Source organism: Neisseria sp., from assembly GCF_030523955.1.
GTDB lineage: Bacteria > Pseudomonadota > Gammaproteobacteria > Burkholderiales > Neisseriaceae > Neisseria.
Genome location: NZ_JAUNHL010000016.1, coordinates 16616 through 28515 on the forward strand (window position 1 = coordinate 16616; position 11900 = coordinate 28515).

The 11900-nt window shown below is 49.3% G+C and carries 8 protein-coding genes, 2 tRNA genes and 1 pseudogene; 2 read left to right on the forward strand and 9 right to left on the reverse strand.

What is annotated here, in order from left to right:
* Window positions 1–312 precede the first annotated feature (312 nt).
* Window positions 313–2136, forward strand: coding sequence for a hypothetical protein (locus Q4C79_RS04920; RefSeq protein ID WP_303089913.1), 1824 nt, complete (start codon window positions 313–315; stop codon window positions 2134–2136).
* 317 nt (window positions 2137–2453) lie between these two features.
* Here the strand turns inward: Q4C79_RS04920 and Q4C79_RS04925 are convergent, their stop codons facing one another.
* Window positions 2454–2720 carry a hypothetical protein gene (locus Q4C79_RS04925; protein ID WP_303089914.1) on the reverse strand — a complete coding sequence of 89 codons (267 nt, stop codon included), beginning with the start codon at window positions 2718–2720 and terminating at the stop codon, window positions 2454–2456.
* A 93-nt stretch (window positions 2721–2813) separates the two neighbouring features.
* Between Q4C79_RS04925 and porB the strand changes: the two genes are divergently transcribed.
* The gene (gene porB, locus Q4C79_RS04930) at window positions 2814–3941 is read left to right on the forward strand and encodes a trimeric porin PorB (protein WP_303089915.1); all 1128 of its coding nucleotides are present in this window, start codon (window positions 2814–2816) and stop codon (window positions 3939–3941) included.
* A gap of 164 nt (window positions 3942–4105) precedes the next feature.
* On the opposite strand, the pseudogene Q4C79_RS04935 reads toward porB, so the two are convergent.
* The 8 genes and pseudogenes from Q4C79_RS04935 to Q4C79_RS04970 all read right to left on the reverse strand — a co-directional run.
* Window positions 4106–4306 (reverse strand): annotated as a pseudogene (locus tag Q4C79_RS04935) (transposase); the annotation flags it as partial.
* Between the two features lie 567 nt (window positions 4307–4873).
* On the reverse strand, window positions 4874–6106 hold the full coding sequence (locus Q4C79_RS04940) for an HlyD family type I secretion periplasmic adaptor subunit (protein ID WP_303089916.1): 1233 nt from the start codon (window positions 6104–6106) through the stop codon (window positions 4874–4876).
* A 75-nt stretch (window positions 6107–6181) separates the two neighbouring features.
* Entirely contained in the window at window positions 6182–8362 is a 2181-nt protein-coding gene (locus Q4C79_RS04945; protein ID WP_303089917.1) for a type I secretion system permease/ATPase, read from the reverse strand.
* Window positions 8363–8400: 38 nt separating this feature from the next.
* Window positions 8401–9672, reverse strand: a complete 1272-nt coding sequence (locus Q4C79_RS04950; RefSeq protein WP_303089918.1) for a TolC family protein — start codon at window positions 9670–9672, stop codon at window positions 8401–8403.
* Between the two features lie 262 nt (window positions 9673–9934).
* Window positions 9935–10507, reverse strand: a complete 573-nt coding sequence (locus Q4C79_RS04955; RefSeq protein ID WP_303089919.1) for a 50S ribosomal protein L25/general stress protein Ctc — start codon at window positions 10505–10507, stop codon at window positions 9935–9937.
* A gap of 67 nt (window positions 10508–10574) precedes the next feature.
* Window positions 10575–11561: a ribose-phosphate pyrophosphokinase gene (locus Q4C79_RS04960; RefSeq protein WP_303089944.1), complete on the reverse strand. Its 987-nt coding sequence runs from the start codon at window positions 11559–11561 to the stop codon at window positions 10575–10577.
* 175 nt (window positions 11562–11736) lie between these two features.
* Window positions 11737–11813: transfer RNA gene (locus Q4C79_RS04965), tRNA-Gln, on the reverse strand.
* Window positions 11814–11823: 10 nt separating this feature from the next.
* Window positions 11824–11900: transfer RNA gene (locus Q4C79_RS04970), tRNA-Gln, on the reverse strand.

Here is an 11900-nt window from a genome sequence, read left to right on the forward strand (position 1 = left end):
CAAGGCAGCAAGCCGCAGACAGTACAGATAGTACGGCAAGGCGCAGCAACGACGTATCGTTCTTATTTTAAATGACTATATTTGTCATAAAATATTAAAAAACAAACTATATAAACAGTATATCCATCCCGTCAGGAACCCTGCCGGCCACTCGGCATCTAACGGACATGCTTTCGCAACATACCAAACCGATACTTGGTTTTTCGAGCAATGCCGATTCAAACAACAATCCGGCTGCGTCAGCGCCCCCGCCGCCCGGAAAATTAAGTCGGCCCGTTACTGATGCCTGTCTGAAACCCTCAATACAACAATATGACTGAAGAAAAACTGATTCTGCGCACTTTGAGATACAACCGGCAGGCCGCCGACAATCTGCCCGCCTACCGCCTTAAAGTGATTGCCCTGTTCCACCTCGGCCTCGCCTTCACCCTGCTTTTCTGCCTTCCCTTCTTCGCCCTGCTCTTATTCGCCATCGAACGCTGCACCCAGCACATGCTGTTCGGCAGCATACTGTCCGTCATCAGCCTCCTTATCTTGAGCCGCATCATCCGCCCTCTTTCGGCTTCTTTCCACGACCGGCCCGACAGCATTCCCCTCGATGCCAAACAATCTCCCGAACTCTTCGCCATGGTGCAAGACGCCGCCGCCAAGCTCGGCCTGAGCAGCCAAGTGCGCATCAACCTGAACAAACATCTGGCCATCAACGGGCAGTCCGGCAAAAAACATACCGTTCTGAATGTCGGCCTCCCGCTGATGCAAACCCTCACCCGCGAACAATTCGAAAGCGTGCTCCTCAACGAGCTCATACATGTGCGCAACGGCAACCAACGCCTGCAAAGCACCATGAGTTTGCGAATCAAACGCTGGACCCATCTGCGCGACAGCTTGGAAGGCAGTCTTTTTTTAGGTCCGCTTTGCGCTCCGTTTTTCCAATACATACTGCCTTGGCTCGATTTGCACACTTATCCGCTCTATTGCCAAAACGTATTGCAAAACGACGCCGAAACCGCCCGCCTCTGCCCGCCCGAAACCCTCGCTTGCGCACTGTGCAACCTCTACACAGCCGCCTCCTATCTCGAATCCGACTTCTGGCAGCAGCTTACCGAGCAAAGCCGAAGCCACAAACAGCCCGTCCAAATGCCTTTTAGCGCCTACCCCGGCTGCCTGAAACCGGCCAAGCTGCAAAGCCATCTCGACAACACGCTCAGCATGCCGGCCTACATATACAACACCAGCCCCACCCTGCAGCACCGTCTGAACAACCTCCGCCTGCCTGCCCGTCTCGATTTTCCCCGGCAGGGGCAAGCCGCCTCCGCCTTGCTGGGCAGCGCTCTGGCCAAAGCCCAGCGGCAATTCGACCAAGAATGGTGGCAGGGCAGCATCCGTTCGAGCTGGCAACATGCTTACGACACCCACCAAAACCACCTCAACCGCCTGAAAGAGCTTGACGCGCTAGCCGCGCACGGCACCCTTTCCGCATCCGACGCCCTAGAGCGCGCCCTGCTCACCGAAGCCGCTGCAGGCGATACCGAATCAGCCCTGCGGCAATTTGCCGTACTGTACCGCCGCGACCCCGGCTGCGCCGGCACCAACCTCGAATACGGCCGCCTGCTGCTGGACAGGCACGACGGCGACGGCGTACCCCTGGTCCGCCGCGCCGCAGCCTTAGACAGCTCCCTGGCCGTCGAAGCCGCCACACTCGAGCGCGATTACCACGAGCGCTTCGGCCGCCATGATGCCGCCGCCTACTGCCAAGCCACCCTCACCCGACTTGCCGCCCCAGCCGAAGCCGCCCAAGCCGAGCGCACCTATTGTACGCCGGATGACCAGATCGCCCCCGCCTGCCTGCCCGCCGAAGATTCGGCAGATTTTTATGCCTATCTGGATACCGTGCCCGATTTGGACGAAGTGTATCTGGTGCGCAAAATCGTGCAGTACCATACCGACCAACCCGTTTACATCATCGCCTTCACCGTCAAACAACGCCTCCTCGGCCGCACCGCCGCCATCCGACGCGCAACAGAACGGCTCTCCTCCTCACCCTTCCCCCGCGAAGCCTTTATCATTAGCTTGGATAAAGAATTCGCGGGCATGAAACGCCGTTTGCAGAAAACACCGGGCGCCCGCATCCGCTGAATATATACGATGGCCGAAAAGCCAAACTAAATAAGCTAAGCTTTAGTCCGGTATAGCGATTTTTCCGGGCTTCCATAAGTTTGTCTTTGGCAATGTCTATTGCCGTATTGCTGGCATAGGTCTGCAGCGTACCGCCCCTTCTATAGTCGACTAACACAGAACGAGACAAGACAGCAAGCCGAAGACAGTACAGATAGTACGGCAAGGCGCAGCAAGGCCGTATCGTTCTTATTTTAAATGACTATAGAAAAATAAATTTGCTGCCGGATTAAATAAAGCAACTCTGCAATTCTCGGCTTCGATGGCCGCTGGGCAGGTCAATTTTCAGCCGGCCGGGCCCGGAACAAATAACCGTTTATACCCGAAGGCATACCGAATAATAAACCGGGAGTGCCAAAAAGCAACAAAAAAACAGGATTTGTTGCGAAATCGCACATACAATTTTTATTTTTACTATCATATTGAAATAAATGAAAAAAATGATATTGAATGCTGCAAAAACCATGCTCTGCCGGCAAAAACGCAGCATAAAAAAGCCGATAAAGTTTGTTTTTTCCAAACGAAGCATTTATATTAGCAGTCATGGAATCGCCGTTTAGGCGGTGAATTCGAAACTCAGGCAGTTTTGGATACTGTTTGAAGTTTGTTTTTCTTAACGATAGAAAAGGAATACAGCAATGAAAAAAACTCTGATTGCTCTGTCTCTGGTTGCTTTGTCTGGCGCCGCTTCTGCCGAAGTGATTCTGTACGGTCAAATCAAAGCCGGTGTTGAAGTAGCTAAAACCAAAATTAAAGGTTCTGATGACAATACACGTGAGCGTAGCCATACTGAAACTAAAATTGCCGACTTCGGTTCGCGTATCGGTTTCAAAGGTACCGAACACTTGGGTTCCGGCTTGAACGCCATTTGGCAGGTTGAGCAAGACACACCTCTTGGTGGTGATGGTCAATGGGGTACCCGTGATTCTTTCATCGGTTTGGAAGGCGAGAGCTGGGGTAAAATCCGTGCCGGTAAATTGAGCACCCAGCTGAAAGATATGGATGCTATTGATCCGTGGGAATACAGTAACAATGCCTTGGGCTTGGGTATGTTCACACGTACCGGTGAGCGAGTTGTTTCCGCACGTTATGATTCTCCGGTATGGGGAGGTTTCTCTTTCAACGTACAAGCTGCTCCACGTGACAATGGTGCTACCGTACGCGGTATTTCTGGTCGTACTACTGGTCGTGATGATGTTGCCAGTGACACTTCTTCTTACTACGGTGGTGTGAACTTTGAAAATGCTGGATTCTTTGCTCAATACGGTGTGGGTTATAAAAAATCTGCTTATATAACAGCTGATGACAACAGTAAGTCTGGTCAAGCTCACCAAGTACAGGTTGGTTACGATGCCAACAACCTCTTTGTTGGCTTGGGATATCAATACACTAATGGTTGGGATAGCTACGATAGCTACCGTAATGCTCTGTCAAGCTCCTCTTTGCTGAATGCTGACGGTGAGCCTTATGACCGTGCAACCGACCGTTCTGTTGGCTTGAAAGCCCACGAAGCTGCTGTAACTGGCGCTTACACTTTCGGTAACGTTACTCCGCGTATCTCTTATGCCCACGGTTTCAAAGCTAAAGGTGCTGGTTTAACTGAAGAAGAACGCCGCGCTACTCAATACCACCAAGTTGTTTTGGGTGCTGACTACGACTTCTCCAAACGTACTACTGCTATGGTTTCTGCCGGCTGGTTGCGTGCTGGTAAAGACATTAAAACCGAAACTACTGCCGGTTTGGTTGGTCTGCGTCACAAATTCTAATCTTTCAAAGATTAGCCGAAAAGAGCCTGCTGTTGCAGGCTCTTTTGTTGTTTGCGTCTATGCCTGTCTGAATGGTTCAGACAGGCATGGGTGCATCCGAAAGCAAGCACAGCCTTGAAACCGTTACAAAAGGCAAACCGATTTCAGGGATGGGCTTTATATAGTTAAAATCCAAAAAACAAAGCTTCAATACAATCAAGCTGCCACTGCTTTCTCAAACTTTTCACCCAAGCCCATGTTTTCTCAATCGGATTTAAATCCGGGCTGTAAGATGGCAACCATAAAATCCTATGTTCCGCCCGGTTAACGGTTTCAATAACTTCCCACTGTTTATGGAATACCGCATTATCCATTGCAATCACTGTCGGCTTCCCAATCTCCGGTAACCAAGCATAAAAAATATCGCCGCCAATCGGACAGCCAAACAACCTGAGCGCAAATATAGTCGACTAACACAGAACGAGACAAGACCGCAGACAGTACAGATAGTACGGCAAGGCACAGCAACGCCGTATCGTTCTTATTTTAAATGACTATAAATCCTTCCGAACGGCTCCGATTGCATTGGTTCGAGCGTCCATTTTCTGCCGGTTGTGCGTAGTGTGGCATTTCTCTCCGGCAAAAGTATAGCCGTGGGCTCGGAAAGTCTGTTGCTCGAATCGCTTTCGTCATACAACTCGGATACAAAGCACTTTGCACGCGCATGCTGTCCCGAACAAGGCGAAAATGCAAGCCCTTGGCGCAGCTACGCACAAACTGGCGCATATCTCTGTTTCGGTGTGCCGAAACACCAAACTGTTTACCAAACACGGGGGGATTTGGCTTGACAGATAACATAGTATCTACTTAATTCGCTTTTCAGTCATTGCACTATATCGAAAATCCTGCCATAACAAAGCCCTGCATGGTGCAGGGCTTTGCGGTATGCGCTATCAGCGCTCGGTTAGCGCTTGCTTCATGCGCGTAATCGGTTTGATCAGGTATTGGAATACGGTTTTTTCGCCGGTTTTTACATCCACCGTGGCAACCATGCCCGGAATAATCGGCATAGGTTTGCCGTTTTTGTCTTTCAAGCTGTTGCTGTCGGTTTGTACGAGTATCCGGTAATAAACTTGGTTGGGATCCAGTTTCAATTCGTCGGTACGTGCTTGGTTGCTGATGGTGTCGGGGCTGATCATGGTGACTTTCCCGTCCAAGCCGCCGTAAATGGCATAATCGTATGCGCTGATTTTAACTACCGCCGGCAGACCGGGGCGCATAAAGGCGACATCTTGCGGACGGATATAGGCTTCCACCAATAATTTTTCATCCAAGGGAACGATGGTCAGGATGTCTTGGCCTGCATTCACCACCCCGCCTACGGTGTTGATTTTTACGTCTTTCACGATACCGCGCAAGGGAGCGCGAATCAGGGAGCGGGAAACGGGATCGGCCCGCATGGCCATGTTTTCTTTGGCTTGTGCCAATTCGGATTCGGTTTGCACCAATTCGTTATTGGCATCGGCCATATAGCGGTTGCGCCGCTCGGAAATTTGTGCGGCTAAATCGCTGGATTCCCGCTGCATACGCAACAGCTCTACTTCTGAAACTACGCCGTGTTTTACCATTGGCGCCGTGATGCCGATTTCCCTGTCTAATGCGGCTTTGCTCATTTGCAGGCCTTGCACCGCGTCTACAACCGCACGGCGGCGCGCCATGTAGGCGGCTTGTTCGCGCTGTTTCAAGGCCGGGCTGATATTTTCGGGGAAAGTTAAAGGGCTGCCGTATGATTCGGCTTTCAAGCGGGCAACCATGGCTTCCAAGTTGGCCACTTTGGCTTCGCTTTCGCGCAGTACGGCCGAGCTTCTTGTATCGTCGAGACGCAAAAGAATCTGGCCTTTTTCAACGATATCGCCTTCTTTGACTTTCATTTCGGAAATGGTGCCGGGATCCAAGCTCTGGATAATCTGCTCGCGGCTGTTGGGTACGATGCTGCCGTTGCCGCGGGTTACTTCTTCCAAGGGGCTGTTGTAAGCCCAAATCACGAATACGACTAAGAAGACAAAGAATAATATGATCACCCAAAACTGACCGTGATGCTTTTCTTTTTGCAAAGCCGCATTCAAATCGTTTACGAGCTTCAAATCACTGGATTTAACGCTTTCCTGATTGTTTTGTTCACTCATAATGATAACAACCTTATCACTTAATTTTTATGAAATTGCTGCTCATAAGGCAGCCTGTGTCTCAAATACGCAAGCTCAATTATGGGTCTGGCGGCTGCCCTGCTGCTCGGGCACCGCAGGCTGCTGCGGAGAAGTTTGCTGCTCATTTTGCATCAGCTTTTGCAATACCAAATCGCGGGGGCCGTCCATAACGACTTTGCCATTGTCCATGACAATGATGCGGTTGACAATCTGCAGCACTTGCGGGCGGTGCGTTACGACGATCATGGTTTTGTCTTTGCACCATTGTCCGACGGCATTCAGGGCCAAACGTTCCGTTGCTTGATCCAAACCTGTGGTAGGCTCATCCAGCAATACGACTTTTGGGCTGCGCAATGTCATGCGCGCCAAGGAAATAATCTGCTTTTGGCCGCCGGACAGGCCCAAACCGTCTTCCCCCAAAGGCATATCCAAACCGCGTGGATGATTTTTGATGATGCGGTCAAGGCCGAAACGTTTCAAGGCAACCAGCAATTCTTGATCGGTTGAAAAGCCGTCGGTACGCGCCAAATCCATATTTTCACGCAAGGTACCTAAAAACAAACGGGGAGACTGGCTCAACAGCAGCACTTTGTTTCTTAAAAAACTGGGGTCGATTTGCCGCATGTCGACACCGTCTAAGGTAACATTGCCTGACGAGCCGTCATACAGGCCTCCGGCCAATTTCAGCATGGTGCTTTTTCCGCTGCCTATGCGCCCCAATACGCCGACTTTCTCTCCGGAACGGATATTGATATTCAAACCGGATACCGCGGTGGCGTTGTCTTGGTTGTATTGAAACGATACGTTTTCAAAACCGATTGCGCCTTGGACATTATCCAAAGTGATGTATTTGCGCTCGGGATTACGCTCAATGGGACGCTCGACAATATTATTTACACCGCTTAAAGCCAATTTGGCCTGCTGGAAACGGGTGGCCAAGCCGGCAATCTGCGCCAACGGCGCCAAGGCTCTTCCCGAGAGGATGACTGCGGCAATCAGCGCACCCATTGTAATACGGTCATTCGGGTTTTCCGCATGAATCAAATAGGTGCCCAGCAATACCAGAAATACGGTATTCAATTGCTGCATGGCCACGGCGAAATTAATCACAAAATTGCTGGTATCTTTAACTTTAATGGAAGAGGCTGCGGTTTTGGCGGTATATTCGTCCCAGCGTTGCTGCGCCCAGGTGGTTGCATTGTTGGTTTTTAAAGTTTCAATACCTTCCAAGGCTTCTACGGCCAAACCTTGCCGCTGCGATGCTTCCTTCATCGATTCATTGATATGACGGGATAACGGCCGCTGAACCATGAAGCCAACAATGACAACTATCGGTATTATGACCAAAGGCACCAATGCAAGCTTGCCTCCGACCATGCCGATTACGGATACGAACAACAGCAAGAAAGGCAGATCGACCAATGTAAGCAAACTGGCGCTGGTCATAAATTCACGAACCGATTCAAATTCACGCAGATTGTTTGCATAAGAGCCGGCAGAAGCGGGACGATCTGCCAAACGCAGGGCCATTACTCTACGAAACAGGGCGGAGCTGATAATCAAATCCGCTTTTTTACCGGCAATGTCGGTTAAATGGCCTCGAATCAATTTAGCAGCGAATTCGAAAACAATCGCCAAAAACACACCTATGCTCAGCACCCATAATGTTTCGTATGCTTGGTTCGGAATCACCCTGTCGTAAACATTCATCACGTAGAGCGAACTTACCAAAGCCAGGAAATTGATGATGAAAGTGGCCAGAATTACTTGGTAATAATAACCTTTGAAACGCCAAATTACTTTCCAAAACCATGATTTGGGCAAATCGTATTCCGGCAGATCGGAACGTGTGTCCGACACCATCTTCGGCTTGATAAACCAACAATAGCCTAAATAAAGATCGGAGAGCTGTTCGTAGCTCAATTCTTGCGCCAGCCCGTCGGCTTGGCGGATGTGATAGGTTCGCGAACGCCCTGCCCCGTTTATTTGCGTTACAACAGCCGCTTCTTCGTTATGCAAAATAATGACAACCGGCACAGCCAATGACGGTATTTCATCCAAGCCGCGTTTAGAAAGCGTATTTTCAAAGCCATGGCTTCTCAATACTTCCCTCAATGAATGAAAATTGACATTCAGTGCTTTATCTCTGACTACTTCGGCAGATAAAACCGCTTCGGATACCGGAGATCCTAATATCTGGGTTGCCAAAGCAATATGTTCGACGATGGATTTCATAGCTTTTATTCAATCGTAAAGTTCAAAGTTAAATCTGTTTATTCTTCAGGGCTCACGCCCGCCCAATTGGCCACTTGGGCTTGCGCCGTTAGATACTCCAATGCGGCATCGCGAAAATCGTTCCGGGAGGTGACGTATTCTTGTTCGATTGTGGCAAGCTCGTTATAAGAACCGAGCACATCGGTTAACGTGCGGCGCGCAACTTTGAATTGCAGCTCATAAGCTTTCACCACTTCTTTTTGCGAGACGATATGCTGGGCAGTAATACCGGAACGAAGTTCGCTTTGCGCCATATCCATTTCAGCGGTCTTGGAGCGCTCCACCACTTCACGCAAAATCTGATCCATTTTCGAATCCGCGGCCTCTACCGTATGCGCATTTTTATCTATAGTATGACGGGCAGCCTGATCGAAGAAATTCCATGTTAGGTTCAGATAAAGCTGTTTGGTTTCTTGAGTTGCAATACCTTCCAGATTAATGGCCGGTTTTCTGGCTGCCTTGGAAACTTCCATTTCATAAAATGCACTCTCCCGTTCCGCTTTTTGAGCGAGATAACTGGGATTGACGCCATTGTCCGTACCTTTATATCGGCTGACCAAGGTGCGCGCGGTTTCTGTTCTGAAAGGGTCTTGCAAATCTTGGGGACGCAGAGGGGTCGGGAGATACTTGGACAAACGGCTGAGCGCCAGTTCCATAGTACGTGTCAATTGCGCTATCGTTGTCTGCACCTGCAGGCGCCTTGCTTCCGCCTCGATAACTTCAGAACGGCGGCCCCTGTCGTATTTGGCCACCACATCCAAATCGCGCAACAGTTTGTTATGCCGGTTCAGGCTTTGCTGATTCACTTCAATCGATTCTTTAGCGCGCAAGGCCGTCAGATAAAGCTTGCCTATTTCGCTTCCCAATTCCTCTTGGGTTTCATAGTATTTATATTTGTAATGGGTTTCTTTATTCTTATCCCTATTGACCGATGCCTCGATACCGCCCCAGGAAAAAAGGTTCACACTGCCTTTCAAACCAATCGCGTTATCCAAATCGTCGACTCTGTCATCATTACGCTGAGCCAACACTTGGGTGCCTGTAAACCCGACAACCGGATAATGTGCCGCCCTCGACGCTTTCGTGGCACTCTGCGCAGAAGCCACATTGGCTTTCGCTTCCAACACAGACGGGTCAGCCACTAACGATTTTTGTAGGATTTCGCGTAATTCTTTTGCGGCAACCGGCTGGCTTATCATAAAAACAGCAACAGAAAGCGCAGAGCAGCGCTTAAGATAACCGGTTGTTTTATAGAATAGATGCTTTTGCATATTTCCAACTTAATTTGTACATATTTTATTTACATATAAATTACAGCGCGAAATAAATATACGTCATAATTCACGTTTCAGCACAGCCAATTCAAAACTGCTCTAGGATAACACCATATCTTATTTTATTCATCTTATGACAGATAAAAGGTTGCCTTATTTGTTAAAAGCAACATCGGGAACTTTACAAAATGCGGGGAACCAGAAAAACAAAGCCCTTACTGTACAACAGCAGGGCCAAGTACGATTCAGGTCACAACAGTTAACGTTTCTTACCGGTAACAGTAGCAACAGCCAGATTAGAATTACGTTTTAAAGCAATACTGTAAACTCCTTCCGGATATTTCACATCCGACAAATGCAGAATATCGCCGGCCACAACATTTGCACAGTCCAGCTCCAAAAATTCGGGAATGCTTTTAGGATTTACAATACAATCAACAGTACTGGCCAATATGGAAACACGCCCGCTCTGCAATTTTACCGCATGGGATTTTTCGGCGTTCACAACGCGCAAAGGCAAACGGATACGCAGCGGCTTGTTCAAATCAACCACTTGAAAGTCAACATGTTGCACTTCCTGACGGACAGGATGATGTTGAAAATCGCGCACAATGACATCGTAGGTTTTACCATCCAAAGACAGCTTGAGCAATGCGGTATGGAAAGCTTCTTTTTCCAAAGCGTAAAACAGGGTTCTGTGATCCACTTCGATTGCGGCGGCCTGCTGGCCTTCGCCGTATAAAACTGCCGGGGTTTTTCCTTCGCGACGCAGGCGGCGGCTCGCACCAGTACCTTGATTTTCGCGCACGGCAGCTTGAATTTCGTATGACATAATTAAAATACTCCAAAAAATAAATAAACACCATCTTCAAAACCGCGACCAGTTTCCGATGGCAGAGTTAAGGGAGAAACATCGCTCCCTGAGCGACAATATCTTCATTGAAAAGATATGACACAGATTCTTCGTTACTGATGCGCCTTACCGTTTCCGCCAACAATCCTGCAATGGTAACCTGGCGGATCTTGGCGCATTTCCTGCCGTTTTCAGACAGCGGTATCGTATCCGTCACCACCACTTGGTCAATATCCGAAGACAAAATGCGGTTTACGGCCTCTCCTGAAAATACGGGATGAGTGGCATAAGCCAACACGCGCTCCGCCCCCCTCTCCTTCAAGGCAGACGCTGCTTTGCACAAAGTGTTCGCGGTATCAATCATATCGTCGATAATCAGACAGGTTCTGCTTTGGACGTCTCCGATGATATTCATCACTTCCGCCACATTGGCCTTAGGCCGCCGCTTATCGATAATCGCCAAATCCACATTCAGCATTTTGGCCACCGCTCTCGCACGCACCACTCCGCCGATATCCGGACTGACCACGGTTAAGTTTTCAATACGCTGTTGCTGTATGTCGTTAACCAAAATCGGCGTTGCATAGACATTATCAACCGGAATATCGAAAAAGCCTTGTATTTGGTCCGCATGCAAATCCACAGTCAATACCCGGTCGATACCTGCCGAATACAGCATATTCGCCACCAGTTTCGCCGAAATCGGCACCCGGACCGAACGGGGACGGCGGTCTTGGCGCGCATAGCCGAAATAAGGGATGGCTGCAGTAATTCGACCGGCCGATGCGCGTTTCAAAGCATCCGCCATGGTCAGCACTTCCATCAGATTGTCATTGGTCGGCGCACAAGTAGGCTGCACGATAAAAACATCCCTGCCCCGCACATTCTCCAGCAGCTCTATAGCAACTTCGCCATCGGAAAATTTGCCCACCGAGGCATTACCCAATGAAATATCCAAATGCTTAACCATATTTTTGGCCAACTCAGGGTTGGCATTACCGGTAAATACCATCAAGCTATCGTAAGCTGCCATTTCTTCACCATCCAAGGTTGTTTTTTTGCATGCAGGAAACATATTCAGCTTCCTTGGTTTTTCAAATCGGTTGGAGCGTATTATACGCACCTAAAGCATTTCGCAAAAGCGCCAACAGTATTTTCAAACCGGACGTAATTAAAGCGTGCAAGAGAGGCTTACACGCTTTAATATTTGGCTGGGGATGTAGGATTCGAACCTACGCATGCCGGAATCAAAATCCGGTGCCTTAACCAGCTTGGCGAATCCCCAATATTCAGGTTGGCTGGGGATGTAGGATTCGAACCTACGCATGCCGGAATCAAAATCCGGTGCCTTAACCAACTTGGCGAATCCCCA

Bases quoted from the DNA above. Each gene is read 5' to 3' on its own strand.
- porB (WP_303089915.1), top strand. From the start codon at position 2,814: ATGAAAAAAACTCTGATTGCTCTGTCTCTGGTTGCTTTGTCTGGCGCC.
- Q4C79_RS04950 (WP_303089918.1), bottom strand. From the start codon at position 9,672: ATGCAAAAGCATCTATTCTATAAAACAACCGGTTATCTTAAGCGCTGC.
- Q4C79_RS04925 (WP_303089914.1), bottom strand. From the start codon at position 2,720: ATGACTGCTAATATAAATGCTTCGTTTGGAAAAAACAAACTTTATCGG.
- Q4C79_RS04960 (WP_303089944.1), bottom strand. From the start codon at position 11,561: ATGGCAGCTTACGATAGCTTGATGGTATTTACCGGTAATGCCAACCCT.
- Q4C79_RS04945 (WP_303089917.1), bottom strand. From the start codon at position 8,362: ATGAAATCCATCGTCGAACATATTGCTTTGGCAACCCAGATATTAGGA.
- Q4C79_RS04955 (WP_303089919.1), bottom strand. From the start codon at position 10,507: ATGTCATACGAAATTCAAGCTGCCGTGCGCGAAAATCAAGGTACTGGT.
- Q4C79_RS04920 (WP_303089913.1), top strand. From the start codon at position 313: ATGACTGAAGAAAAACTGATTCTGCGCACTTTGAGATACAACCGGCAG.
- Q4C79_RS04940 (WP_303089916.1), bottom strand. From the start codon at position 6,106: ATGAGTGAACAAAACAATCAGGAAAGCGTTAAATCCAGTGATTTGAAG.